The following is a 25299-nucleotide window of genomic DNA, read 5'->3' as shown; positions in this document are numbered from 1 at the left end:
GCGAGCGAGGTCCCCAGCGGCTGCCGCTTTCTGTAGACTCACCCTATGCAAACCTATCTTGTCGGCGGCGCTGTCCGTGACCAACTGCTCGGCTATCCCGTCCACGAACAGGACTGGGTGGTGGTGGGCGCATCCCCCGATGAAATGCTGGCCCTGGGATTCCAGCAGGTAGGCAAGGACTTCCCCGTCTTCCTGCATCCGCAAACCCGCGACGAACATGCACTTGCCCGCACCGAACGCAAACAGGGTCACGGATATACTGGTTTTGCCGTCCACTGCGACAAAGACGTCACTCTGGAGGAGGATCTGCTGCGACGCGACCTGACGATCAACGCCATGGCGCTGGATGAGGACGGCAACCTGTTTGACCCCTACGGCGGTCAACACGATCTCGAGCGGCGCCTGCTCCGCCATGTGTCAGCCGCCTTTGTCGAGGACCCCCTGCGTGTTTTACGCACCGCCCGCTTCGCCGCCCGTTACGCCCACCTGGGCTTCAGCGTTGCCCAAGAGACGATGACGCTGATGACCGAAATCGTCGGGCAGGGCGAGCTGGCGCATTTGCCGGCCGAACGTGTGTGGATCGAAATGGATCGTGCCCTGGGTGAACGCAACCCGGAGGTCTTCGTTGAAGTGCTGCGGCAGTGCAACGCGCTGGCGAAACTGCTACCCGAACTGGATGCGCTGTTTGGTGTGCCGCAACCGGAGGCGCATCACCCGGAGATCGATTCCGGCGCACACACGCTGCTGGCACTGCAGCAGGCCGTGAGGCTGAATGGCGGCAACGACGTACGCTTCGCCGTATTGCTACACGATCTGGGCAAAGGTCTTACGCCTGAGCAGGAGCTGCCACGACATATCGCCCATGAACACCGCGGCGTCAAGCTGGTTGAAGCCGCCTGTCGCCGACTCAAGGCACCGAACCTGTACCGAGAGCTGGCGCTGAAAGTCTGCGAGTACCACCTGCTAAGTCACCGGGCCATGGAGTTACGCGGTAAAACACTACTCAAGTTGCTCACCGTCACCGATGCACTGCGCCGGCCTGAGCGCTTCGAGGCCTTCCTGCTGTCCTGTGAAGCGGATGCACGCGGGCGCCTGGGAAGTGAAGACAAGCCCTACCCACAGGCTGACTACCTGCGTCGCGCACAGCAGCTGGCCGCGCAAGTCAACGCCAGCGACTTCGCCGACAAGGGCCTGCACGGCAAGGCAATAGGAGAAGCCATCAGCGGCGAACGCGCAAGCAGGCTGGAGTCACTTAGAGCCGGCGTTCAGGGCTTGGGCAGCTGACGTCCACGCCAGTGGAAAACGATCGGGGCAATCTGCTGTGAGCCCTGGTCGAAGGCCTCCCAGAGCGAGCGATAGGTCTCTCCCAACACCGGGTGACATTCATCCGGCACCAGGTCGGCCAGCGGACGTAATACAAAGGCGTGGTAGAGAATCTCGGCGCGCGGCAGCTCCACCCCGTCAATCACGCCGGTGAGATCATCGTAGGTAAGAATGTCGATATCAAGCTGACGGGGTGAATTGCGCTGCGCGTTTGCCGGGCGCCCATGCTCCGTCTCAACATGACGCAGGGTGCGGGCGAGCTCCGCCGGACTGAATTCCGTGTCAATGCCGGCCACCAGATTCAAAAACGGTCGCCCCTCAAAACCCATTGCAGGGCAATCATAGACCGGGGACAGCTGCAGCGCGCCAAACAGACCGTCGAGGGCATCCAGGCCAGCGGTGATGTAGCGTTCCCGCTCAATATTACTGCCCAAACCAAGGTAGACGCGCGCCATCAGGAACGACTGCCGCGCTCGATGATCACGCCAACACTGTCCGCAGCCTTTACCGCGCCCGGCTTGGCCAACTGCAGCCGCAGCCAGGTCACGCCAAATTCGCGCTGCAACAGCTCCGCGATGCGCTCAGCCAGGGTTTCGATCAGCTGGAATTCGCTGTCTCCCACGTAGCCCAGGATACGCCCTGATATGGCGTCGTAGTCAACCGCGTCCTCGATGGCGTCCGTCGCGGCGGCAGCGCGGTTATCGCTGGCCAGTTCCAGATCCAGGATCAGGGTCTGGCGGATTGAGCGTTCCCAGTCATAGACACCGATTACAGCTTCTGCCTGCAAGCCGCGGATATAAACAATATCGGTCATGCGGCACCCTCGACGGGCAGCAACTCTTCCATGGGCCAGCGCGGTCGCACCCGGGTTTCTGCGCCATCCACCTGACCCGCCAGCAAACGCTGGGCGCCAGCGTAGGCAATCATGGCACCATTGTCAGTGCAGAACATCGGCGCCGGGTAGAACACCTGGGCCTGCTCTTTCGCCAGCGCCCGTTTCAGTTCTGCTCGCAGGTTCGCGTTGGCACTGACGCCACCGGCCATTACCAGGGTGTGCAGGTTTTCCTGCTGCAGCGCACGACGGCACTTGATCACCAGCGTGGCGACGACAGCGTCCTCAAAAGCCCGGGCAATATCACAGCGCTCCTGTTCGCTGAGCTCCCCATTCTGCCGACAGGCCTCCACAGTGTTCAAGGTAAAGGTTTTGAGCCCGCTGAAGCTGAAGTCCAGCCCGGGCCGGTTCACCATGGGCCGGGGGAAGTCAAAGCGCCCGGGCTCACCCTGCTGCGCCAGGCGGGCAATATGCGGACCACCGGGATAGGGCAGGCCAAGCATTTTTGCGGTCTTGTCAAAAGCCTCACCCGCCGCATCGTCCAGGGACTCGCCCAGCAACCGGTAGCGGCCAATACCATCGACTCTTACCAACTGGGTATGCCCTCCCGAAACCAACAGGGCGATAAACGGAAAGTCGGGGCGCTCCTCCTCCAACATGGGTGCCAACAAGTGGCCCTCCATATGATGCACACCCAGGGCGGGAACACCCCAGCCCCAGGCCAGGGACCTGGCCAGAGTCGCCCCTACCATCAGGGCGCCAACCAGGCCGGGGCCGGCAGTGTAGGCCACACCTTCTATTTCGGCCGCGGTAATGCCTGCATCATTGATGACTTCCTCAATAAGCGGCAAGGTTTTACGTACGTGATCACGGGAGGCCAACTCGGGCACCACGCCACCGTACTCGACGTGAATATCGACCTGGCTGAACAGAGCGTGCGCCAGCAGACCGCGCTCTGTATCAAACAGCGCAACACCGGTCTCGTCACACGAAGTTTCCAGGCCCAGGATCAACATAAAAGGAGTCTCATTTGACTAACGAGCGCATGATACTGGCTGCAAAAGACGCAAACCAGCCTGATTTCCGGGCGATTTCCCACCGCGCCGCGCAGATTTTCCCATATCAGCCCGCCCGGCCCTGAATATTACCGGCTTCAGCGGCCCGCAGGCCTTTGCAAACCCCTTCCGATAAGTATAGAATGCGCGCCCTTTCAGGCGTTCACCGGCCCATTAACCGGTGCCCGTAACAAACAACAGAGACAGGTGTAGAGTTAATGCCCCAAATCAAGGTCAAGGAAAACGAGCCTTTCGACGTAGCCTTGCGTCGTTTCAAGCGTTCCTGCGAGAAAGCCGGCGTTCTGGCTGAAGTACGCAAGCGTGAGCACTACGAAAAGCCCACCACCGTACGCAAGCGTGCCTCAGCCGCTGCGGTCAAGCGTCACCTGAAGAAGGTCTCCCGGGAAAATCGCAAGCGCGTCCGCCTCTACTAGGCGTTGAATCCCCTATGACTGAGCAATCGCTCACCGAGACCATCCGGGCCGCTATGAAGGCGGCCATGAAGGCCAGGGATAAAGACAGACTGGGTACCATCAGGCTGATACAGGCCGAATTCAAGCGAATCGAAGTTGACGAGCGCATCGACGTTGACGATGCCCGTGCCCTGGCGGTACTCGACAAGATGGTCAAACAGCGCCGCGATTCTGCTCAGCAGTACCAGGACGCCGGCCGCACGGAACTGGCCGACAAGGAGAACGCCGAGATCGCGGTGCTCCAGGAATTCCTGCCCCAGCAACTTTCCGAGGATGAAATTATCGCCCTGATCGACGAGGCCATCGCCGCATCCGGCGCCTCCGGTATGGCGGCGATGGGCCCGGTAATGGGCCAGCTCAAACCCAAACTCCAGGGTCGGGCAGACATGGGCGCGGTCAGCGGCCTGGTTAAAGCACGGCTTCTCGGATAGCGTTTCAGCTACCCGCTCTCACCCAATCACTACAACACCGGGCCTGCTGTGCGAGCCCTGTGGTGAAGGCAGGCTATCCGGCCTGGTGAGCGATCACCCCGGTACCGGGATCACCAAAATGCGTCGTCCATGACAGGCTCGAGCTTCGCCATCCCTGGCTGCGCACGTCCCGGCACCGGGGTGATCGCTCACCAGGCCTCCGTAACGCAATCTGCGCCAATACCCGCGCGAGGCACGCAGGTGCCTGACCCCGTCACGAAAATGTGCGCAGCCAGGGATGGCGGAGCCCAAGCCCGGCAAGGATGCTGCTTTCTGGCGGTTTTCGTGACGGGGTCAGGGACCTGTGTGCCGATAGTTCATAGTCTGAGACTGCCGCTTGCACCAAAACGGCATACTGCAACAATCACAATGGCGTTACACTAACCCGCTATGGCCGGACGAATCCCACAAACCTTCATTGATGACCTGCTCGATCGCGTCGACATCGTCGAAGTGATCGACAGACGGGTGAAACTGAAGAAAACCGGCAAGAACTACAGCGCGCGCTGCCCCTTCCACGAAGAAAAAACACCCTCTTTTTCGGTAAGCCCCGACAAGCAGTTTTACTATTGCTTCGGTTGCGGCGCCGGCGGCAATGCCCTCGGCTTTGTAATGGACTACGAGAACCTGGAGTTCCCCAAGGCCGTTGAAACCCTGGCGACCAGTGTTGGCCTGGAAGTACAGCGTGAGCCCTCGCGCGGCGGCCAGGCACAAGAACGACAGGAGGAAAGCAACAAGTCCCTGTATAAGCTGCTTGAACAGACAGCCAATTACTACAAGCTGCAGTTGCGCCAGCACCCGCAGCGCGAAAACGCCGTGGGCTACCTCAAACAGCGCGGACTCACCGGCCAGATCGCACAGCAGTTCGGGCTGGGCTTCGCACCCCCTGGCTGGGACAACCTGATCAAGGCGCTGGGCGACAGCGACGAAAAGCGGCAGCAGCTGATGAAAGCCGGCATGCTGGTGGAAAACGACAAGGGCCGTGTCTACGACCGCTTCCGCGACCGGGTGGTATTCCCCATCCGCGACCAACGCGGGCGGGTCATCGCCTTCGGTGGGCGGGTGCTGGGCGACGACAAGCCCAAGTACCTGAACTCACCTGAAACAGCCGTCTTCCACAAGGGTCGTGAGCTATACGGCTTTTACGAAGCACTGCAGGCTAACCGCAAACTGGAGCGGGTGCTGGTTGTCGAGGGCTATATGGACGTTATCGCCCTCGCCCAGTATGGCATCAGCTACGCCACCGCGACACTCGGCACGGCCACCAGCAAAGCCCATCTTGAACGGGTATACCGGCGCTGCCCGGAAGTGATTTTTTGCTTTGATGGCGATGAAGCCGGGCGCAAGGCCGCCTTTCGCGCTCTGGAGGCCGCCCTGCCCTGCATGGAAGATGGCCGCCAGGCACGTTTCCTGTTCCTGCCCGAGGGCGAAGACCCGGACACAATGGTACGCAGTGGCGGAGCCGCAGAATTCGAAGAAAGATTGAGCTCGGCACAGCCACTGGAGGAATTCCTGTTCGCCGCCGTTGCCGAGGGCATAGACACCAGTTCACTCGACGGCCGCGCACGGCTGAGCAAGCTTGCCCTTCCCTATATCAGGCAGTTACCCGAAGGCGTGTATCGACAACTGATGTTCCAGGCGCTCGCCGAACACACCGGGCTGGAACTGGAGAGCCTGCTGCGCCTGGAAGTGACTGCGCCTGCGCCTGCCCGGGAGCGCTACGCTCCCGGAGAGGCGGCTGAGCCGACTTCAGCGCCACCACAGGATTACCAGGATCTGCCACCACCGCAGATGGATGACTATGCCCACTTCGATGGTGATGATGACACACCGCACTCGGCGCCATCACGGCCTCCGGACGCGCCCATGCGGGGTTACTCCAACCTCGCCCAGAGCGCTATCGCCCTGATTTTGCACAAGCCTGAAATCGCTCGCAACGTACAGACTGCAAAGTTACAGGATCTGAGCGGTGACGACGCGATATTGCTGAGGTCGCTGATAGAGTTGGTGCAACGCCGACCGGAGTCCAATACCGGCATGCTGCTGGGGCACTGGTACGGCACTCCGGAGGGAGGCTTGCTCAATCGACTGGCCGGCCAGGAGCGCCTCATTCCCACCGAGGGAATAGAGCAGCAGTTTGCCGACATCATGCATAACCTTGCACACCGATTGCCACACCAATCAAAACTTGCCGAGCAGGTCGACAAACTCAAACTCACGAACTACGCTGAGGTGAGTGAACTGCAAAAGCAACGTTTACGTGAGTTATTGCAGGAAAAACGGCAGCGTGATGAGGAACGAAACCGACGCGATCACTGATATGACGAGCGTAATTCATCACTGATTTTTCTTTCACTACACGCCGTTGTAATCGGCCGATTCGCCCTCATATAAGAAAATCCGAAGATCAGGGCATATTCGGGCCATATTTAGCTAAATATCCCGGCTTTTAGGTGGTTAAGGCACTGTTTCATGTCTATAATTGCCGGCTGATTTTTTTTTGTATATTCAAAGGTGCCAGCTTAATGAATGACGCGGTACAACAACAGTCACGCCTGAAAGCCCTCATCGCCAAAGGCAAGGAACAGGGCTACCTGACCTATGCCGAGGTGAACGACCACCTCCCCGAGGACATCTCCGATCCGGACCAGGTTGAAGACATCATCCAGATGATCAACGACATGGGCATACAGGTATTCGAGCAGGCTCCCGACGCCGATGAACTGCTGATGACAGAGGGCGACTCCTCGGCCGATGACATCGCCGCAGCGGAGGCCGCTGCCGCTTTGGCCGCCGTGGAGACCGAGGCCGGCAGAACGACCGACCCGGTGCGTATGTACATGCGCGAGATGGGCACGGTTGAGCTGCTGACGCGCGAGGGTGAGATCGTTATCGCCAAGCGCATTGAAGAAGGCATTCGAGAACTCCTGGCTGCCCTCGCACTCTATCCTGGTGCGGTAAAGCAGATTCTCAACGAATACGAGCTGGTCACCAGGGAAGAGCGCCGCCTGGCCGACATCATGGTCGGCTACCTGGATCCGGCTGAGCACGTGCCCTCTGCTGCCGAAATGGCAGAAGCGGCCGCCGCCAACGCGACGACTGACGACGACGATGATGATGAAGAGGTCGACACCGGCCCTGATCCCGTTGAGGCGAAGAAGCGCTTCACTGCACTCAAGCGCCAGTACAACAAAACCGAGAAGGCCATTGCCGCCAAGGGTCGCCAGGACCCGGCCAGCATCAAGGAAATGGAGAAACTGGGTGAACTGTTCAAGTTCTTCAAGCTGACTCCCCGCGTTTTTGATCCGATCAGTGACACTCCCCGCAACATCCTTACCGCCGTGCGCGATCAGGAACGGGAAATCATGCGCCTCGCCATCAAGGTTTGCGGCATGCCCCGCAAGGATTTCATTTCTTCCTTCCAGGGTTCAGAAACAGATCTCAAGTGGGTATCCAGGCACGCGCGCAAGAAAGATTACGGTAGCAAGCTCAACGCTGAAAAAGAGACCATCCAGCGCATGCAGCGCAGGATCAAGCAGGTCGAAGAGCAAAGCGGCCTGACCGTCAGCGAGATCAAGGAAATTAACCGCCGTATGTCAATGGGCGAAGCCCGGGCAAGACGCGCGAAGAAAGAAATGGTGGAGGCCAACCTGCGCCTGGTGATCTCCATCGCCAAGAAGTACACCAACCGCGGCCTGCAGTTCCTGGACCTTATTCAGGAAGGCAACATCGGCCTGATGAAGGCTGTGGACAAGTTTGAATATCGTCGCGGTTACAAGTTCTCGACCTATGCTACCTGGTGGATTCGCCAGGCTATCACCCGCTCCATCGCCGACCAGGCGCGTACCATTCGTATTCCGGTACACATGATTGAGACCATTAACAAGCTCAATCGTATCTCCCGCCAGATGCTGCAGGAGATGGGTCGCGAGCCGACACCCGAAGAACTGGGCGAGCGCATGGATATGCCGGAAGACAAGGTGCGCAAGGTGCTGAAGATCGCCAAGGAACCGATTTCGATGGAGACCCCTATCGGTGATGATGAAGATTCTCACCTGGGCGACTTTATCGAGGACAGCACCATCTCCTCGCCGGTCGACTCCGCGACAGGGCAAGGCCTTCAGGAAGCCACCAAGGAAGTGCTGGCGGGCCTCACCGCGCGCGAAGCCAAGGTACTGCGCATGCGTTTCGGTATCGACATGAACACTGACCACACCCTGGAAGAAGTGGGCAAACAGTTTGATGTCACCCGTGAGCGTATCCGCCAGATCGAGGCCAAGGCACTGCGCAAGCTGCGCCATCCGACCCGTTCTGATTACCTGCGCAGCTTCCTCGACGAATAACTATCGAATACCGTGAACCTGGTCGCCATCTTTTGCATGGTGATCAGGGGCGCGGCATCACCCGTTCGCCCTCAGCGAGCCCGCTGACCACTTCGACCATATCCTGCCCCGCAGGTCGGCCCAGCCGAACAAAGCGGCGCACCACAGTACCCTCTTGCGCCACCCACACCACATCCAACTGCCCCACCTGCGCTACGCGGTCTGCAGGGACCAGCATTCGCACGCGCTCGCCAGCAGGCACCAGCATCCGGGCGTACATACCCGGTAGCAGGTTTTTTTCACTGGGCAGAACTGCCTTCACCAGAAAGCTGCGCGAACCGGGGTCTGCTGCCGGTACGATCTCCTCGATTCTCGCATCCAGGGTTTTGCCCAAAGAGGGCACTTCAACAGTCAGGGTCTGACCCATTTCCAGCGACAACGCCAACTGCTCTCGCACTCTTGCCTCTACCCAGAGTGAAAACGGATTATAAAGAGAAAGCAGTTTGGCGCCCGGAGAGGCGGTATCACCGGGTTCTGCGAAACGATCAACTACCCGGCCTGCAATCGGCGAGCGGATTTCGCTGAAGCCCACTGCGGCCTCTGCCTCCTGCAGCGACTGACGCGCTGAGGAAAGGTCTGCCTCGAGGGCGGCGGCATCAGCGCGGGCGGCATCACGTGCCGCCACCGCAATCAGACCCCGCTTGTGCAACGCCTCACTGCGGTCGAGGTTCTGCTGCGCCTCTCGCATCCTCGCCTCCACTGACTGAACCCGGTCCCGTGCCTGCTGGGCACGGGCAAGCAGGTCGGCCTGCTCCAGTTCCAGCAGCAACTGCCCTTCCTCTACATAATCACCGGCGCGAACGTTGATCGAGGTGATGCGAGCCAACAATCGTGAAGATATGATCGTCGCCTCCTTTGCTTCTACCGATGCCGGTACCGGCTCGGTGAACGTCGCCACCTCACGGCGCACTTCAACTGCATCGGCAGTGTTCGCAGTGGCCGGTTGCGCCAGACCGGGTTCAATTTTTTCACTGAAATACCCCGCCATCCACGCCATCATTGCTAACAGTAGCGCTACGGCAGCCAGGGGAAGCAGCAGTTTGTTCATCATTAAAGGTCCTCCGCCGGAGAGATAACGGGCTCCGACGCCTCATTCGGTTTATCAAATACCAGCATGTACACCAGAGGCACCACGATCAGGGAAAATGCCGTCGAAGCGACGATGCCAAAGATAATTGCCAGCGCCAGGCCGGAGAATACCGGGTCAAGGGTGATAATCAGATTCCCCAGCATCGTGGTACCGGCAGTCAGCAGTACCGGGCGCATGCGCACGGAGCCCGCCTGCAGGAGAGCATCGCGAATACTGGCTCCTCGCTCCCTTGCCTGGGCAATAAACTCAACCAGAATCAGTGAGTTACGCACCACAATGCCGGCCAGCGCGATCATCCCGATCATGGCCGTGGCAGTGAACAGGACCGGATCCGGCGCTCCCGCCACCCAGCGCTCGCCGAACTGGTTCATCATCCAGAAGCCCGGCATGATGCCAATGACGGTCAACGGAATGGACAGCATGATAATCAGGGATAGAGGTGTGGAGCTGGTTTGTACCCGCAGGACGAAAAAGATCGCCGCCAATGCGAAAGCATAGCCCAGACCCATATCGCGGAACACATCCTTGGTGATGCGCCACTCGCCCTCACCGGTCCATTGCACGTCAGTACCTTCAGGGAGGCCCCAGCCGTCACCCGCACCGCTATTGAGGAAGGTGCGAGACTGCCAATCATTAGCAGTCCCCGCCGGCTTATCCATATCCGCATGGACGTCAGCTATGATCTCAGCCGGGGTGCGACCGTTGAGTTCGGCCATCACGTATACGACGGGGCGCAAGTCCTTGCGATGAATGGTCTGGTCAGCCAACCCCGCCTCAAAGGCGCCCAGTTCTCCCATGGCGGCCAGCGGCTGCGGCGCAATCTCCAGGCCCTGGGCGGTACTGGTCTTCGCCACCCCCTGGCGGCCTTTCACCAACAGTCGCAGGAAGTCGCTGTCCGCAACGCGTTGTTGCGGGTGCAGGCGCAGCTCGATGGGCAGGGGCCGGGCCTCATCCGGTAGCTGTACGTATCCGGCCACGTAACCATCGTTAGCCATTGCCAGAGTCTGGGCAATGTCATCTGTGGCGATCCCTGAAATGGCAGCCTTCTGTCGGTCGGTGACAAAACGCAGCCGGGTCCTGTCTGCCTCAATGGTGGAGTCGATCTCCACCACATGCGGTTCGCGTGCCAGGCGCTCCATCAGCGCATGTGCGCCCTGTTTCTGGGTCGCGTAGGGCGTCACGGCGTCACCGTAGATTTCAGCGACCAGGGTACTTAACACGGGCGGGCCGGGTGGCACCTCCACCACTTTGATGGAAACACCATCCACACTGAAGGGCTTGAGCAACTCACGCAAACGCAGCACCAGGCCGTGCGACTGTTGCGCACGCTCGCTCTTGTCTGCCAGGGTAATGCGCAGGTCACCCAGGTTTGGCGCGACCCGCTGATAATAGCCACGCACCATCCCGTTGAAGTCTATAGGTGAAGGCTCACCGACAAACGCCGCCACTGCGCGCACTTCCGGCAATCGGGTCACTTCCGTGGCTATCTGCCTTGCCATAGCGGCGGTCTGCTCGAGGCTGGCACTTTCCGGCATGTCGATCAGCACCTGCACTTCGTCCTTGTTGTCAAAAGGCAGCAACTTCAGTGGCACCAGCCGGAACAAGGGCAAGCTTGCAGTCACGATGAACAGCCCAAGCACCAGCCACAGACTCATTTTTGCGCGCCGGCGATTGCCCAGAAGCGGCGCCATCCATCGCCCGTAAAGGCCTCCGTCTGCCGCCGCGGGGCTCTCGATTACTGGCGCCTCCTTCAATAACTTGCTGGCCAGCCAGGGCGTCACCAGAAACGCGACCAGCGTACTGGTCACCACGCTGGCGGGCACGTTGAAAGCCATGGGCGCCATGTATGGCCCCATCATGCCGGTGATGGCAGCCAGCGGCAGGAAGGCAAAAATGATGGTCACAGTAGACATAATCAGCGGCACCCGGATCTCGCTCATCGCGGCGACCACCCGTTCACCTGGTGTAACATCCTTGCGCCCCATAAACCGGCTGATGTTGTCGACACCGGTAATCGGGTCGTCCACCAGCAAGCCAAGGGAAAGAATAAGGGCGAAAAGGGTCACCCGGTTGATGGTGTAACCCAGTGCCATGTCCATGGCGAGGGTCAGTCCGTAGCAAATAGGCACCGCCAGGCCCACAACAACAGCCGGACGCCAGCCGAGAAATACCCCTATGAACACCACCACGGTAAAAATGGCGAAGCCAAGGCTACTGGCCAGGTTGTTAACCTTTTCATTGGCGGTCTGCCCGTAATCGCGCAGCACTTCCACATGCACTTCACCGGGGAGGAAATTGTCCCGCAGCTCGGCCATCAGATCGTGCACATCACGGGCCACACCGACGGCGTTCGAACCCGGCTGCTTGGCAACGGAAATCGCCACCATGGGCCGCGTACCGATATCGCCTGCCGCGTGATGCGGCGAGAAGCCGATCCAGGTATAACTGTCGGGCTCAGCCGGGCCGTCCACGATACGCGCGACGTCGCGCAGATACACCGGCACGCCGTCGATAACATTGATCACCAGGCTTTCTAGCTCGCCGCTGTCACGCAGCACGTCGCCAGATTGCAGTTCGATGGACTGGTTGCCGAAGGACCAGTCCCCTGCACTGCGCAGCACATTGGACACGGCCAGCGCCTGGACGATATCCTGGGCCGTGGTATTGCGTGCACCCATACTTTCCGGGTCTATCAGAATGCGCGCCGTACGCGGGCGGCCACCGACAACATTCACCTCGCTGGTACTGGGGATACCCTGCAAGAAAGTAGACACTTCATCCGCCATGCGCCGTAACTCAAAGTCGCTGTAGCGCTGCGGGTCATCGCTCCACAGCCCCAGCATAACAATCGGCACGTCATCCACTTCCACCGGTCGCATCATCCAGCGACTGACCACCGGCGGCAGGCTATCCTGGTTTGAATAAAGCTTGTTGTATGCGTTCAGGATCGAATCTTCCCGATCCTCCCCCACGTGGAAGCTGAGGGTAACAGCAGTCCGGCCAGTCCCTGTTGACGAGTACACATGCTCTACCCCCGGAATCTGCGACAGCAGTTTTTCCAGCGGAATCGTTACCTGTCGCGCTACCTGCTGTGCACCCAGGCCCGGTGCCTCTACCAGCACATCCACCATCGGCACGACAATTTGCGGCTCCTCCTCACGAGGCGTATACAGCAACGCCAATATTCCAGCGAACAGACCCGCCACGAAAATCAGTTTGGGCAGGCCGCCACGAAGCGAGTAGTGGATAAGGCGATCAACGGGGTGATTCATAATCTGTAGAGTTTCCGCGACAAGCGATTACTGGAAAGCACAGCCTGGCTGTCGTCCCAATTTTTTCAGGATAACAGCCAGAGGACAGAATCCGGTAAAGGCCGCCTGAAACAGGTTTGCACCGACGAAGGCAGTAAACCACAACCAATTTTGCGAGTGAAAGTGACTCAGCACCAGGCTGAGCAAAATGAAAACGCCGGCGATTGCCAGCACCAGTTTGTCAACGTTCATAACAGTGTCCTCATGATTTCAGTTTTTCAATGCCCATCATTTTGAGAATGAACTTCTCATGTATGGGATAAGTACTACCTCTGCGCACCTTACGCAGGTGATATTTCTCAAAGGCGACCTTCGCCAGGTGCACCCACTTGCCTTGCTTTGCCCAGATAACATTGCGCGGCGACATCTGTGGGATTGCCACGACTGCGGCGCCGCTATCGCCCATGTCTGCAAGGCAGATCGTCGCCCATGTCGCCTCGTGGGAACCGGTGAACGCCGGCAGCACCCAGCTCCGCCTTCAACTCATATGTCAGCAACACGCCACCGATACCGGCTCCCATTATCACTACCTTTGCCATACAACCTCCCATCGCTCGCGCTTCTCCATTTATCGTTACGCATCAGCGCAGTAAATGTCGTGCAGCGTTTCCAGGACTGCACGCACTTCTGGATTGTCCAGAGAATAAAAAATGCGCTGGGCGTCGCGCCGGGTATCGACGATTCCCGCCTCACGCAGGCGGGCCATATGTTGCGAAATGGCAGACTGACTAAGCCCTGTCAGAACTTCCAGTTCACCCACGGTGTGCTCTCTGCTAACCAGGGCGCACAGCACCAGCAAGCGACTAGGATTAGCCAGGGACTTAAGCAGCCCGGTCGCGGCCTCGGCATTGTTTTGCATAGCAGATAAGTCCACGGAGCTCACCCTGCATCCAGTAAGAACCCATATATTAGTAATTCATTATATTAGAGTCAACTAATGCTGAAATCGAAGTTCACAGAGGTGCGATGACGCGGGAAGAAAAAACCAAAACCCCCAGGGTCGATAAATCCAGACCCAAATTCGGACCGTAACAACGTGTAAGTAATTGCTGATGGCCAGGAACAGCGCGGGAGGGGCGAAGCCAATCAGCAAATTGCGACCAGGCGTATTCCACCACTTACTCATTGAAAAATTCTGGAGCTAACCATGAAAAACAAACTGTCTATCGCTATCGCCTCCGCCGCACTCGCCGTGGGTTTGTCCACTGGTGCGCAGGCCGCATCGTTCTCCGAGTGCACCTCCACCAACCTGGCCAACTTTGACGGCACCATCGTCGATGCCGCCGTTGCCACACCGGCTCTCAGCACTTTGGTTGACGCTGTCACCGCCGCTGGCCTGGGCGACGCCCTGGCAACGACCGACAACATCACTGTATATGCCCCAACAAATGACGCGTTCGCAGCCCTGCCCGCGCCGCTGTTGGACGCAGCACTGGCTGACACTGAGCTGCTGACTGGTATCCTTACTTACCACGTCTCTACCGGCCACCAGGACCCGCGCAAGTTCGCCGGTTCCGTAGCGGTTGCTCGCGATACCCTGCAGGGCCAAAACGTCTACTTCACCCGCTCCGGTGGTGAAGCACGCGTTAACAACGCGGTTGTTACCTGTGAGGGCGTGCGCGCTTCCAACGGTATCGTATGGGTGATCGACAGCGTACTGCTGCCTAACCTGTAAGCTTTACAGCAAACGGCACTCGCTTCGCGGGTGCCTGTGAACCCGGTAGCAGGGCTCACGCAAGCAACATATCAGCCCTGCTTACCGTCACCTTGCGCGATCTTTCTGCCAGCAACACAAACTCCGCCTGCTTGATATCCGAGACATAGTGCCACTGCGCACTCACATCATCCTCGCCAAAACGCACTTCGAGAAAGCCCCTGTCTGCCAGGTTGGCGTACTTCAGGTCATCCACCAGCTGCGGCGCCAGCGGCGCAAACAGCCGGGCGTTCTCCGCCCCTAACTGCCCCTCCGCCCCCGGCGAGGTGACACTGGTGCCAGCAAACTCAACCCCAACCGGGGTTCCGTCTGCCAGTGTCAGTTGTGAGGCCCAACTGTTATGACTGTCCCCGGCCAGAACGACCATGCGAGCGCTTAGTTGGCTGGCGTGCACCAACAAGTCCTCGCGTTCAAATTCGTAACCATCCCAGGCGTCCAGATTGAGGGGAATGACAGAATCAAGCAGGGCCTGCTCCGCGGGTGAGCGCTCCTCCGGTGGTTTTGCTTTGGCGCCAAGGGAGGCAAGCAGTGCAGCGGTAGCCTCTTCAAGGCCGCCATCACCGCCGCCTGTTAACGGGCGTACCAGCGGCTCCGGCATCACCAGCCTGGCCATCAGCACCTGCTGGCCCAGCACCTGCCAGCGCGCTGTGCTGTCCGTAAGCGCTTGTTTCAACCAGTCACGCTGCGTCTCCCCCAGAATAGAGCGCCCGGGATCTGCCGTCGCAGCGCGTACCGCGTCCACGTCGATCAGCCCGCCATTGGTAAACTCGGTGTATTCGAGCTGCTTGTCCCGCCCGATCACCCTTGTATCGAGCATGATAAGGTCGACCAGGCTGCCATAGGCAAAACGACGGTAGGTAATATCCTGCTCAGACGCTGGCGGGCGCACCGGCAACCATTCATACCACGCCTGTATCGCCTGTGCTCGGCGCTGGAGAAAATCACCCTCGGTTTCAGGATCGTGATTTTCCGCGCCATCCTTCCAGGTATTGTTGGCAACTTCATGATCATCCCATACGACAATGAAAGGATGCGCCGCATGACAGGCCTGAAGGTCTGCGTCAGTATGGTACTGCGCATAGCGACGCCTGTAGTCATCGAGTGCGAGCAACTCGTTGGCAGGTTCTGAAACCCTGCCCAGCGCCTCGGCATCCTCACTGGCATAACCATCAGCGGGATACTCATAAATGTAGTCACCCAGGTGCAGCACTGCGTCGTAATCCCGATTGGCAATTTCACGGTAGGCGTGAAAATAGCCGGCGGGATAGTTGGAGCAGGACACCACAGCGAAGCTGGCCGCTGCCAGTAGACCTGAGGGAGCCGTACGCGCGCTGCCTATGGGCGAAACGTTCTCCCCGCAGGTAAAACGATAGTAATAACGCGTCCCGGGAGCAAGGCCTGACGCATCTACCTTTACGGTGTAGTCAACCTCAGCAGCAGTGGTCCCACTGCCCTGATTAACCACATCGGTGAATTCGCGATCGCTGGCAATTTCCCAGTCCACCTGCACTGTGCCATCACGCTCAGGCGACAGGCGCGTCCAGAGAATAACCCGGTCCTGCAGCGGGTCTCCTGAAGCCACGCCGTGCAGGAAGTCAGCCGGGACGGAGGGCTGCCGCGTACGATCGGAGCTGTCTGAGCAACCAATAAGATTGGCGCCGAGCAGGGGCAGCAGCGTCGCGGCCGTTACTCCCTGTACGATGCGACGACGCATCAGGTCAGGTTTTTTGTCCATGATCAAGTACTCCGACTGGGAAAGTCACCGGTATACCAGTTTTTGGTGAAAGCTAAAACCGCTGCCGGGGCCTGCCGGTGTCCGGCCGCTTTGCGAAATACATCAATTTTAGTAAGGTTGCAGCAGATTCAGGTCACGGTCAGCCCACTTCCCCCATGACACTCAATGTAGAAAAAACCTTACGCAAAGCCAGAGGCCTTGCCAAAGCCGGCGATCCACAAGCGGCCGCACAACTGTACCGGGCGATTCTCGAGCGCTTCCCGCAGAATAGAAAAGCGATCAGCGGCCTGCGGGCACTGGGGACACAAAACAAGCAGGCGCAACCTGCATCGGCACAAGTACCATCCAGCCTCATGTCCAATGCGGTCAACCTCTACCGCGCGGGAAGCCTGAATGAGGCCCTGGCGGCAGGCTCACAGTTGGCCTCCCGATTCCCCACAGATCCAATGATTCACAACTTTGTTGGCGTACTGCACTCTGCACTGGGTCAACCCGAGGCGGCTATCGCGAGCTATCGCGCGGCTCTTGGATTAAATCCCGACTACGTCGAAGTGCGACTCAATATGGGCGTTGCCTGGCAGCAGTTAGGTATGCATGAGAAAGCGCGCGACCAATTCGCCGGTGTACTCAAGCTGCAACCGACGAACGCTACAGCACTCTCGGGCCTGGCCGGTGCACTCAGGGAAACTGGCGACTATGCCCAGGCCATTGACTGTTATCTCCGGGCAGCGGGTCTGCAACCCGACAATGCGGTCATCCATAACAACCTGGGAAACATCTACCAGATTGTCGGGCACTTCGACGAGGCAGCCGAGTGCTTTGCCAGATCCACCAGGCTGGCACCTGAAAATGCCGAGGCACACTGCAACCTGGGCCACGCATTCAATTATCTGGGGCGCCACAAGGAGGCAATTACCAGCTACCGCAACGCGCTGCGCCTGCGCCCCGGGTTCAGCGATGCGCAGGCAAAAGTGCTGCACCTGATGTCGCTGGCTTGCGACTGGAGCGCGGTGGAATCAGCAGAAGCAACGACACACGAGCTGGGAATGACCGGCGAGGCCATTGGTCCCTTCGTAATGCTCGTGCGCGATGACAACCTGCAACGTCAGTACCAACGCGCACTACGCTATTGCCAACAGAGTTTTGCGCATATCGCCGAGTTACCGCCCATAGCCAGACCCTCGGCAAAACCAGCGCGGCTAAAGATCGGTTATTTCTCCGCCGATTTTCACGATCACGCAACGATGTTCCTGATGGCGGAACTTTTTGAGCTGCATGATTCCAGCCGCTTCGACGTACACGCGTTTTCTTTTGGCCCTTCGGGGGACGACACTATGAGTCACCGCCTGCAGGAAGCGGTGGCCCATTACCACGAGGTACGCCATCTTGGCGACAAGGCCATCGCCTTGCTTGCCAGATCCCTTGAGATAGACATTGCCATAGATCTGAAAGGATACACACAGGGCTCACGGCCGGGCATTTTTGCGTTTCGTGCCGCGCCTGTACAGATCAGTTATCTTGGCTATCCAGGTACGATGGGCATGCCTGCCATGGACTACCTGGTGGCGGACAAGACGCTCATCCCTGCAGAAAAACAGCAATATTACACCGAACGCATCATCTATCTTCCGAACAGTTACCAGGTTAACGACAGCACGCGGGCAATTGCCGGGGAGTCGTTGTCCCGCAGTGATGTCGGCCTGCCTGAAGAAGGCTTTGTCTTTTGCTGCTTCAACAGCAGCTACAAGATAACACCCCGCGAGTTCGACATCTGGATGAGACTACTGCAGGCGATAGAAGGGAGCGTACTCTGGTTACTCGATTGCGGCGAACAGGCCAGGCAGAACCTGGCACTTGAGGCACAGAAGCGCCAGGTTGATGCGCATCGAATAGTGTTCGCTGGCAAATGTCCCCAGGAGCACCACCTGGCAAGGCACCGTCTGGCCGACCTGTTCCTCGACACATTCAGTTGCAATGCTCACACCACTGCCAGCGATGCGCTGTGGGCGGGCTTACCCGTACTGACAAAGCCTGGTGAAGGCATGCCGGCTCGGGTCGCCGCCAGCCTGCTCTACGCCGCTGGCCTGCCCGAGCTGGTCACTGACACCGAAGTTGAGTATGAGCGACTGGCGCTGGAGCTGGCCCGCGACACCGCAGCACTGGCCCGGCTGCGCAACCGCCTTGTCGATACGCGCCTGGACTCACCGCTGTTTGACAGCGCGCGCTTCACCCGTCATCTGGAGTCAGCCTACCAGCAGGTCTACGATGGCTATTTCCAGCAACAGGAACCAGGAGCCATTGAAGTTACTCAAAACCGGTCCAGCCAATGACATCGGCCAACGGTCGACCAATGCCAGCTGCAATGGCACCTCGAAACGGACAAAGCAGGCTGGCTGCTGGTCGAAGACGGGCCAGGAGAATACTGACAACAAGTGAGCTGGCTCAATAGTTTGCCATGCCATTCCCTTTGCAACGATGATACCTTCTCACAACCACAGCAACTAAAGGCGCAGGATTATGGATATTCTGGAGATAAAAGAGAAACGCACACTTTCCCGTGAAGAGGCTGCGAAGGTGCTACACCGCATAGCTGACTCGCTGGAACGTCACAATGAACTGCAGTTCACCCGGGAGGGTAAGGGCCTGCACGTAAAAGTCCCCGACGCGGTAGAGCTGGAAGTGGAACTGGAGATCGAGAGCGATGAGACCAGCCTGGAAATCGAACTGAACTGGTAGCCAGGGCAACTTCAACCGCGGAGGCCAGGCCCATGCTCGGCAAAAATGGCGGCAAAGGGATACGACCTGATATCGCTCTCCACTGGCGCGGGCGGGGGGATAGCTACCCTTACGAGGAAACCTTTGCCCTACCGCGACACTGGGGCGCGATCATTGCGCTGGCAGTGTTCGACCTTGTCTTTGCCATTCCAGCCGTTATTACGTTCCGCCAGGCCAGCGAGCTGTGGCAGCAGGCAGACAGCCTGTTCAACCTGATCACTGCCTTGTTTCTTACCTTCTGGCTGCTGGGCTGGTCACTGGCACCGCTGACGATGACGGCTCTGCTGCTGATGCTGCTGTTTGGACGTGAGTCACTCCGCGCAAGACCCGGGGAACTGGCCATAGAACTGGGCCTGCCCTGGCTGGGGTTGCGCATGCGCTACCGTGCCACCAGCATCCGCAACCTGCGTACCGAAATGCCGGCAGCCAAAAAGGCCCGTTCATGGCGCGGCAATCATGCGGTGTTTGACTATGGCCCCAGCCAGGCGGCGTTTGGCATTAACCTTCCGGCAGAAAGCCTGGCTGCCATTGCTGAGCGTATTGAAACTTTCGCCGGCGTTACCCTGCGCCAGGGGGAAGCCTCCCAGGCGGAACTGACCGTCAATCCAGCTGCAACTCTGGAGCCATTGCCCGTGGCACCGGCGGATGCAAGCACGCCCTTGAGCCTCGCCTCGCCCTCCAGCCTGATGCTGATTGCCGCGAACATCGTCCCCCTGTTCGGCGCCGTTTTCTGGAACTGGGACCTGGGTTTACTCATGTTGCTGTACTGGGCCGAAAGCGCGGTCATCGGCTTTTTCAACATATGCAAGATCACGGTCATCGGCAGGTGGATGGCTCCCGGCGCAGCCATTTTTTTCCTTGGCCACTTCGGCGGTTTCATGGCCATACACTTTCTCTTCCTGCACGCCCTGTTTTTGCAGGATACCGGCAACGGGGGGTCAATGGACGCCAGTGTGAAGGACGTCGCTGTGCTGTTCCTGGGCCTTTGGCCAGCGCTGCTCGCCCTGTTTATCAGCCACGGTTTTTCCTTCTTTCACAATTTCATCGGCCGTCGGGAATACTTGCAGCGCACGATGCGCCAGCAAATGTCAGAGCCCTACAGCCGCATCATCTTCATGCACATGGTTATCATTTTCGGCGGCGCGCTGAGCATGATGCTGGGCGAGGCAGCACCGGTGATCATGGCGGTTATCCTACTCAAAACAGTGGTTGACCTGCGTGCGCACCTCAAACAGCGCGACGCCAACAGCAAAGCCGACACCAGCCTGGCGACTGCAAAAGCACCTGCAGACTAATCAATGAACGCCCGGAGTTCCGTTCTTGCGGACGGGCAGCGGCTAGTCTGAGTTGTTGCTCAGCTTGGCGGCAAGATCTACAGGCAAGGGGAATACAATGGTGTTACTTTTGTCGCCGGCGATTTCCACCAGCGTCTGCAGGTAGCGCAGCTGGATGGCCTGGTCCTGGTGTGCCAGTACCTTGGCGGCCTCTGCGAGCTTCTCTGCAGCTTCGGCCTCACCCACGGCGTGAATGACCTTGGCGCGACGTTCCCGCTCCGCCTCTGCCTGCTTGGCAATCGCCCGCACCATGGTCTCATTTAGGTCGACATGTTTCAGCTCTACATTCGCGACTTTGATACCCCAGGCTGCGGTCTGCTTGTCGAGAATATTCTGGATGTGCACATTGAGCTGTTCACGTTCTGCCAACATGTCGTCCAGTTCGTGTTGGCCCAGCACCGAACGCAACGTGGTCTGGGAGAGCTGGCTGGTCGCTTCCAGGTAGTTTTCCACCTGGATGATCGCCTTCTCCGGGTCCAGCACACGAAAGTAGATCACCGCGTTGACCTGCACCGAGACGTTGTCACGGGAGATTACATCCTGCGTAGGCACGTCCATCACGATGGTGCGTAAATCCACTTTCACGATCTGCTGCAGTACCGGGACAATGATGATCAGACCCGGGCCTTTTACCTTGTAGAACCTGCCCAGCATAAAAATCACGCCGCGTTCGTACTCCCGCAGCACCCGGAACATGGACAACAGAAGCCCAACCGCCAGTAGCAGCAATACACCGCCGAAAAACTCCATTTCGAACATCAGCTCTTCTCCTTTTTGCTCGGGCTCACCGTCAGTACCAGTCCATCCAGCGCATCTACGGTTACCTCATCTTGCTCCGCCAGGGACTGTGCGCTTTCAGCGTTCCACAGCTCACCGTCGAGTCGCACCCAGGTGCCCTCGGGTGTGACTTTTTCAACAACCGCCAGTTGACCGAGCAGGTGCTCTACACCGCTCACGCTGACCTGGCGCCGGGCCTTGAGTATCAGGCCCAGCGCGATAGAGCACAGGGCAGCGCTGAATACCGCGAACGCGGCGATAACAGGAAACGCAATACGGTAGGCAGGCAACTCTGTGTCCATCAGCATCACCGAGCCGATGACAAAGGCCGCCAGTCCACCCAGGCCAAGTATGCCGAAGCTGGGTGCAAAGGCCTCCGCCGTCATCAGGCCGACACCCAGCAGGATCAGTGCCAGTCCTGCATAGCTCACTGGCAGAACCTGGAAAGCATAGAGTGCCAGCAACAGACACAGGGCTCCCAACACGCCGGGCAGGCCGATTCCCGGGTTGTAGAATTCAATGATCAGGCCGTAGATACCTACAAGCATCAGGATGTAGGCCACGTTTGGATCGGTAATGACCGCGAGAAACTCGCTTCGCCAGTCAATCTGGTGGTGATAAAGCGCCAGCTCGGCACTGTTGACGGTTTGCTCCACCCCGTTGACGCTCACTTGCCGCCCGTCCGCCAGTTCCAGCAAGTCGTCAGCCGACTCGGCAAGCAGGTCCACCACCCCCAACTCGAGAGCATCCTCAGCTGACAGGCTGGCGCCTTCTCGCACGGCGCGTTCCGCCCACTCAGCGTTGCGGCCGCGCAATTGCGCCAGGCTCTGGATGTAGGCCACCGCATCGTTAACGACTTTCTTCTCCATTGCGGAAGGCCCGGGAGGAGCTGCACCCTCCTCCCCGGGGGAAGGCCCACGGCCCAGGTCTGGCCCACTGATTTGCACCGGCGTGGCCGCACCCAGATTGGTACCCGGTGCCATGGCGGCGACATGGGTGGCATACAGTAGATAGGTGCCGGCGCTGGCTGCATGGGCACCACTGGGCGCGACATAACCGAGCACAGGAATGGGGGACGCCAGCACGGCCTTGATCATGTCACGCATGGCGCTGTCCAGCCCCCCGGGCGTGTCGATACGCAGCACCACCAGCTCAGCACCCGCGTCCTGCGCCTTCGCCAGGCCACGTACCATGTGGTCAGCCGTCGCCGGGCCCACCGCTCCGTCCACCTCTACCAACCAGGCATCCGCGTAACTTGCGCTGGTGCCCAGGCAAAACACAGCGAGAAAAAGGATCTTAATGAACATGTCGTAGAGTTTGCCCTTCATACTGACAGTATAGGACAGGCCAGCGGTGTCTACCTGCGCTGCGCTAAACCGATCTGCAGGTAAACAGGTGAATATCATCAGCCGTTGCCCTGGTAGATCAGGCGGCGGCGCACCAGATACTTCTCCACCTCCACTACCACCAATACCGTGGAAGACAGCGCCAGGCAAGCGAGCAGGTCAAGGACGGGCAGCGGCTGGGTGTGAAACACACTATTGAGGGCGGGCAGATAGATAACCGCCAACTGCAACAACAGGGTGATACTCACAGCAAGCAGCATCGGAGGATTGCTGAATAGCCCTATACGCAACAGCGAGGCCGTTTCCGCACGCACCGCTATGGAGTGAAACAACTGGGACACAGTGAGTACCGTGAATACCACCGTCTGCCAATACGCCGCCTCGCGATCGATGGCCCACGCCATGGCGGCGATTGAGATGCCGGCAATGTAGAGCCCCACCCAGATAATATGCTGCCACATGCCATGGGCAAAAATGTTCTCCTGCGGCGGGCGCGGCGGACGACGCATAATCCCGGGTTCCGCCGGTTCGGCACTGAATGCCAGACCCGGCAGGCCATCGGTGACCAGGTTTATCCACAATATATGGATAGGCAGCAGGGGGATCGGCAATCCCATGAAGGGTGCCAGCAGCAAAGTCCAGATCTCACCCGAGTTGGAACTCATGGTGTCTTTGATGAACTTGCGGATGTTGTCGAAGATAGAACGACCCTCGCGCACCGCACTGACGATAGTGGCAAAGTTATCGTCCAGTAGCACCATGTCCGCTGCTTCGCGGGCCACGTCGGTACCCTTCTGGCCCATGGCAATACCGATATTGGCGCGTTTCAGGGCGGGCGCATCATTGACCCCGTCCCCGGTCATGGCCACGAACTCGCCACGCTGCTGCAGAGCCTTGACTATTCGTAGTTTCTGCTCTGGCGTCACCCGGGCAAACACGCGTGCGGTACCCACTATCTGCTGTAGCGCCTCGTCGTCTGCCGCTGCCAGCTGCTCACCGCTAACGGCCTCGCCACCATCTTCAACGATACCTAAACGCCGGGCTATCGCCAGGGCGGTACCCGGGTGGTCGCCAGTGATCATCATCGGCTTGATGCCTGCCGTGAGGCAGTCGGCGACGGCCTGTGGTACCTCGTCGCGAGGCGGATCAATCAGTGCAACCAGGCCCAGGAAATCCAGCTGCTGTTCCACTTCTTCCGGCGACGGCTCAGCCGGCAGCGACCCCAGTTCACGTCGGGCGAAAGCCAACACGCGATAACCTTCTGCCGCCAATGAATCCGCCTCAGCCAGCAAGGCCTGTTGATCGATAGCCGGGGCAGCACCCTCGCCATAAAAGCCTGTGCACAATGGGATCACTTGCTCCGGCGCGCCCTTGACATAAGCCACGACAGCGTCGCCAAGACCGTGCAGAGTGGACATGCGCTTGCGCTCGCTGTCGAACGGGAGTGCACCCAGCCGAGGACAGCCGACACTGAGACTATCCTTGTCAAAGCCCGCCTGTTGAGCAGCAATAAACAGAGCCAGCTCCGTCGGCTCACCGACCGGCTCACCCGCCTCCTGCAACACGTCGTTGTTCAGCGCTATAGCCTGCCCCAATTCCGTCGCAACACCTTCCTGTTGCAGTTCCGCCAGTCGCTGCCCATCGCAATAGAACGCTTCCACGGTCATCCGGTTGCGCGTCAATGTCCCGGTTTTGTCGGCACAGATACAGGTGACTGAGCCCAGCGTCTCTACCGCGGGCAGGTTGCGGATCAGTGCGCGATGGCGAGTCAGTTTGCGCGCGCCCAGAGCGAGCGACACGGTAATCACCGCCGGCATGGCTTCCGGAATCGCCGCCACCGCCAGGCTGACTGCCGTGAGAAACATCAGCAGCGTGGGTTGTCCCTGCAACAGGCCGGCAGTAAACACGATGGCGCAAATACCCAGCACAGCCAGAGCCAGGTAGCGGCCGAAGCGGGCCAAGCGCTGCTGCAGCGGTGTTTTCACCTTGGGTTCGCTGCTCAACAACTCGGCGATACGACCCATCTCGGTATCCTGGGCAGTCGCCACCACCAGGCCGGTGCCACTGCCACTGGTCACCAGGCAACCCCTGAAAGCCATGCTGGCCTGATCTGCCGGCGGCAGCCCCGCCCCCTCTACCGCCTCGGCCTGCTTGCGCGATGCTACCGACTCGCCGGTGAGTGCCGATTCATCTGTAAGCAGCTCCTCAACCTCCAGCAGGCGCAGGTCTGCAGGCACTATCGACCCCGCCTCCAGCAGGACCACATCGCCGGGAACCAGTTCGGTCGCTTCCAGTGTAGTGACCTGGCCATCGCGCAGCACCCGTGCCGAGGGTGCCGTCATTTTATGCAGGGCGGCAATGGCGTTCTCTGCACGACGCTCCTGCACCGAGCCGACAATCGCATTGAGTATGACGATAACCAGGATGGCAATGGTGTCTTCGGGCTCACCAACCACGCCCGAGATGACCGCCGCAGCGAGCAGGACCATAATCATGAAATCACGGAACTGGGATAAGAACAGCGCCAGCAGCGTCCGGCGACGCTTCTCGGGTAGCGCGTTGGCGCCATATTGTGCCAGACGCTGGCCTGCCTCAGTGCTGCTCAGCCCGGATGCATCCACCTGCAGTTGCTTCAGTGCGGCACCGACTTCACTGCTGTACCAGACAAAAGGCGTCATTTAC

General features: G+C 59.2%; 21 protein-coding genes. 9 read left to right on the top strand and 12 right to left on the bottom strand.

The genetic code is table 11. The features are described 5' to 3' along the window. Positions 1 to 45: 45 nt before the first annotated feature. On the top strand, positions 46 to 1284 hold the full coding sequence (locus C0039_RS13500) for a multifunctional CCA addition/repair protein (protein WP_075999386.1): 1239 nt from the start codon (positions 46 to 48) through the stop codon (positions 1282 to 1284). Here C0039_RS13500 and folK read toward each other — a convergent pair. The 3 genes from folK to tsaD are packed head-to-tail and all read right to left on the bottom strand — an operon-like array spanning position 1266 to position 3171. Next, positions 1266 to 1778, bottom strand: coding sequence for a 2-amino-4-hydroxy-6-hydroxymethyldihydropteridine diphosphokinase (folK, locus tag C0039_RS13495; protein WP_101518354.1), 513 nt, complete (start codon positions 1776 to 1778; stop codon positions 1266 to 1268). The two genes, C0039_RS13500 and folK, sit on opposite strands and share 19 nt — an antisense overlap. Beyond that, positions 1778 to 2137, bottom strand: coding sequence for a dihydroneopterin aldolase (gene folB / locus C0039_RS13490; RefSeq protein ID WP_101518353.1), 360 nt, complete (start codon positions 2135 to 2137; stop codon positions 1778 to 1780). The genes folK and folB overlap by 1 nt, the downstream gene beginning before the upstream one ends. Beyond that, positions 2134 to 3171, bottom strand: coding sequence for a tRNA (adenosine(37)-N6)-threonylcarbamoyltransferase complex transferase subunit TsaD (gene tsaD, locus C0039_RS13485; RefSeq protein WP_101518352.1), 1038 nt, complete (start codon positions 3169 to 3171; stop codon positions 2134 to 2136). Before tsaD ends, folB begins: the two co-directional genes overlap by 4 nt. A gap of 257 nt (positions 3172 to 3428) precedes the next feature. Here tsaD and rpsU point away from each other — a divergent pair, with 257 nt between their 5' ends. The 4 genes from rpsU (at position 3429) to rpoD (ending at position 8496) form a co-directional block, all read left to right on the top strand. Next, on the top strand, positions 3429 to 3644 hold the full coding sequence (rpsU, locus tag C0039_RS13480) for a 30S ribosomal protein S21 (protein ID WP_075999390.1): 216 nt from the start codon (positions 3429 to 3431) through the stop codon (positions 3642 to 3644). Positions 3645 to 3658: 14 nt separating this feature from the next. Then, a complete protein-coding gene (locus C0039_RS13475; protein ID WP_075999391.1) occupies positions 3659 to 4114 on the top strand; it encodes a GatB/YqeY domain-containing protein in 456 nt (151 codons plus the stop codon). Positions 4115 to 4543: 429 nt separating this feature from the next. Next, on the top strand, positions 4544 to 6472 hold the full coding sequence (dnaG, locus tag C0039_RS13470) for a DNA primase (protein WP_101518351.1): 1929 nt from the start codon (positions 4544 to 4546) through the stop codon (positions 6470 to 6472). 206 nt (positions 6473 to 6678) lie between these two features. Next, positions 6679 to 8496 carry an RNA polymerase sigma factor RpoD gene (gene rpoD / locus C0039_RS13465; RefSeq protein WP_075999393.1) on the top strand — a complete coding sequence of 606 codons (1818 nt, stop codon included), beginning with the start codon at positions 6679 to 6681 and terminating at the stop codon, positions 8494 to 8496. Between the two features lie 43 nt (positions 8497 to 8539). Here the strand turns inward: rpoD and C0039_RS13460 are convergent, their stop codons facing one another. The 5 genes from C0039_RS13460 to C0039_RS13440 form a co-directional block, all read right to left on the bottom strand. Further along, positions 8540 to 9586 carry an efflux RND transporter periplasmic adaptor subunit gene (locus C0039_RS13460; RefSeq protein WP_101518350.1) on the bottom strand — a complete coding sequence of 349 codons (1047 nt, stop codon included), beginning with the start codon at positions 9584 to 9586 and terminating at the stop codon, positions 8540 to 8542. Next, positions 9586 to 12897, bottom strand: coding sequence for an efflux RND transporter permease subunit (locus C0039_RS13455; protein ID WP_101518349.1), 3312 nt, complete (start codon positions 12895 to 12897; stop codon positions 9586 to 9588). The genes C0039_RS13460 and C0039_RS13455 overlap by 1 nt, the downstream gene beginning before the upstream one ends. Before the next feature lie 27 nt (positions 12898 to 12924). After that, positions 12925 to 13128 (bottom strand): YgaP family membrane protein, encoded by a 204-nt coding sequence (locus tag C0039_RS13450; protein ID WP_075999396.1) that lies wholly within the window; start codon positions 13126 to 13128, stop codon positions 12925 to 12927. Positions 13129 to 13138: 10 nt separating this feature from the next. After that, a complete protein-coding gene (locus C0039_RS13445) occupies positions 13139 to 13402 on the bottom strand; it encodes a hypothetical protein (protein ID WP_101518348.1) in 264 nt (87 codons plus the stop codon). 108 nt (positions 13403 to 13510) lie between these two features. Beyond that, positions 13511 to 13795 carry an ArsR/SmtB family transcription factor gene (locus C0039_RS13440; protein WP_207796449.1) on the bottom strand — a complete coding sequence of 95 codons (285 nt, stop codon included), beginning with the start codon at positions 13793 to 13795 and terminating at the stop codon, positions 13511 to 13513. Positions 13796 to 14083: 288 nt separating this feature from the next. Between C0039_RS13440 and C0039_RS13435 the strand changes: the two genes are divergently transcribed. Next, entirely contained in the window at positions 14084 to 14611 is a 528-nt protein-coding gene (locus tag C0039_RS13435; RefSeq protein ID WP_075999397.1) for a fasciclin domain-containing protein, read from the top strand. Between the two features lie 55 nt (positions 14612 to 14666). Here C0039_RS13435 and C0039_RS13430 read toward each other — a convergent pair whose 3' ends face one another. Next, on the bottom strand, positions 14667 to 16385 hold the full coding sequence (locus C0039_RS13430; RefSeq protein WP_101518347.1) for an alkaline phosphatase D family protein: 1719 nt from the start codon (positions 16383 to 16385) through the stop codon (positions 14667 to 14669). A 155-nt stretch (positions 16386 to 16540) separates the two neighbouring features. On the opposite strand from C0039_RS13430, the gene C0039_RS13425 reads away from it, so the two are divergent. The 3 genes from C0039_RS13425 (at position 16541) to C0039_RS13415 (ending at position 20455) form a co-directional block, all read left to right on the top strand. Continuing rightward, positions 16541 to 18715, top strand: coding sequence for an O-linked N-acetylglucosamine transferase, SPINDLY family protein (locus tag C0039_RS13425; protein ID WP_101518346.1), 2175 nt, complete (start codon positions 16541 to 16543; stop codon positions 18713 to 18715). Between the two features lie 187 nt (positions 18716 to 18902). Next, on the top strand, positions 18903 to 19121 hold the full coding sequence (locus C0039_RS13420) for an amphi-Trp domain-containing protein (protein ID WP_075999400.1): 219 nt from the start codon (positions 18903 to 18905) through the stop codon (positions 19119 to 19121). A 32-nt stretch (positions 19122 to 19153) separates the two neighbouring features. Next, positions 19154 to 20455: a DUF6498-containing protein gene (locus C0039_RS13415; RefSeq protein WP_101518345.1), complete on the top strand. Its 1302-nt coding sequence runs from the start codon at positions 19154 to 19156 to the stop codon at positions 20453 to 20455. Positions 20456 to 20497: 42 nt separating this feature from the next. On the opposite strand, the gene C0039_RS13410 is transcribed toward C0039_RS13415, so the two are convergent. Genes C0039_RS13410 through C0039_RS13400 form a run of 3 tightly spaced genes read right to left on the bottom strand, consistent with a single transcriptional unit; the run spans position 20498 to position 25295 of the window. Beyond that, a complete protein-coding gene (locus C0039_RS13410) occupies positions 20498 to 21253 on the bottom strand; it encodes a slipin family protein (RefSeq protein ID WP_101518344.1) in 756 nt (251 codons plus the stop codon). Continuing rightward, complete coding sequence (locus C0039_RS13405) at positions 21253 to 22677, bottom strand: NfeD family protein (RefSeq protein ID WP_243391617.1); 1425 nt, start codon at positions 22675 to 22677, stop codon at positions 21253 to 21255. Before C0039_RS13405 ends, C0039_RS13410 begins: the two co-directional genes overlap by 1 nt. Continuing rightward, positions 22677 to 25295, bottom strand: a complete 2619-nt coding sequence (locus tag C0039_RS13400; protein WP_101518343.1) for a cation-translocating P-type ATPase — start codon at positions 25293 to 25295, stop codon at positions 22677 to 22679. The genes C0039_RS13405 and C0039_RS13400 overlap by 1 nt, the downstream gene beginning before the upstream one ends. Positions 25296 to 25299 lie beyond the last annotated feature (4 nt).

The sequence above is a fragment of the Pseudohalioglobus lutimaris genome (genome assembly GCF_002866825.1).
GTDB classification, from domain to species: Bacteria; Pseudomonadota; Gammaproteobacteria; order Pseudomonadales; family Halieaceae; genus Halioglobus; species Halioglobus lutimaris.
Note: the sequence above shows the minus strand (reverse complement) of the source record. Positions and strands in the feature narration are given on the sequence as shown.

What these genes read in the sequence shown, in the direction of transcription:
- C0039_RS13500 (WP_075999386.1), top strand. Translation starts at nt 46, where the DNA reads ATGCAAACCTATCTTGTCGGCGGCGCTGTCCGTGACCAACTGCTCGGC.
- C0039_RS13455 (WP_101518349.1), bottom strand. Translation starts at nt 12,897, where the DNA reads ATGAATCACCCCGTTGATCGCCTTATCCACTACTCGCTTCGTGGCGGC.
- folB (WP_101518353.1), bottom strand. Translation starts at nt 2,137, where the DNA reads ATGACCGATATTGTTTATATCCGCGGCTTGCAGGCAGAAGCTGTAATC.
- tsaD (WP_101518352.1), bottom strand. Translation starts at nt 3,171, where the DNA reads ATGTTGATCCTGGGCCTGGAAACTTCGTGTGACGAGACCGGTGTTGCG.
- C0039_RS13405 (WP_243391617.1), bottom strand. Translation starts at nt 22,677, where the DNA reads ATGATATTCACCTGTTTACCTGCAGATCGGTTTAGCGCAGCGCAGGTA.
- C0039_RS13420 (WP_075999400.1), top strand. Translation starts at nt 18,903, where the DNA reads ATGGATATTCTGGAGATAAAAGAGAAACGCACACTTTCCCGTGAAGAG.
- C0039_RS13450 (WP_075999396.1), bottom strand. Translation starts at nt 13,128, where the DNA reads ATGAACGTTGACAAACTGGTGCTGGCAATCGCCGGCGTTTTCATTTTG.
- folK (WP_101518354.1), bottom strand. Translation starts at nt 1,778, where the DNA reads ATGGCGCGCGTCTACCTTGGTTTGGGCAGTAATATTGAGCGGGAACGC.
- C0039_RS13425 (WP_101518346.1), top strand. Translation starts at nt 16,541, where the DNA reads ATGACACTCAATGTAGAAAAAACCTTACGCAAAGCCAGAGGCCTTGCC.
- C0039_RS13430 (WP_101518347.1), bottom strand. Translation starts at nt 16,385, where the DNA reads ATGGACAAAAAACCTGACCTGATGCGTCGTCGCATCGTACAGGGAGTA.
- C0039_RS13475 (WP_075999391.1), top strand. Translation starts at nt 3,659, where the DNA reads ATGACTGAGCAATCGCTCACCGAGACCATCCGGGCCGCTATGAAGGCG.
- C0039_RS13410 (WP_101518344.1), bottom strand. Translation starts at nt 21,253, where the DNA reads ATGTTCGAAATGGAGTTTTTCGGCGGTGTATTGCTGCTACTGGCGGTT.
- dnaG (WP_101518351.1), top strand. Translation starts at nt 4,544, where the DNA reads ATGGCCGGACGAATCCCACAAACCTTCATTGATGACCTGCTCGATCGC.
- C0039_RS13415 (WP_101518345.1), top strand. Translation starts at nt 19,154, where the DNA reads ATGCTCGGCAAAAATGGCGGCAAAGGGATACGACCTGATATCGCTCTC.
- rpsU (WP_075999390.1), top strand. Translation starts at nt 3,429, where the DNA reads ATGCCCCAAATCAAGGTCAAGGAAAACGAGCCTTTCGACGTAGCCTTG.
- C0039_RS13435 (WP_075999397.1), top strand. Translation starts at nt 14,084, where the DNA reads ATGAAAAACAAACTGTCTATCGCTATCGCCTCCGCCGCACTCGCCGTG.
- C0039_RS13440 (WP_207796449.1), bottom strand. Translation starts at nt 13,795, where the DNA reads ATGCAAAACAATGCCGAGGCCGCGACCGGGCTGCTTAAGTCCCTGGCT.
- C0039_RS13460 (WP_101518350.1), bottom strand. Translation starts at nt 9,586, where the DNA reads ATGATGAACAAACTGCTGCTTCCCCTGGCTGCCGTAGCGCTACTGTTA.
- rpoD (WP_075999393.1), top strand. Translation starts at nt 6,679, where the DNA reads ATGAATGACGCGGTACAACAACAGTCACGCCTGAAAGCCCTCATCGCC.
- C0039_RS13400 (WP_101518343.1), bottom strand. Translation starts at nt 25,295, where the DNA reads ATGACGCCTTTTGTCTGGTACAGCAGTGAAGTCGGTGCCGCACTGAAG.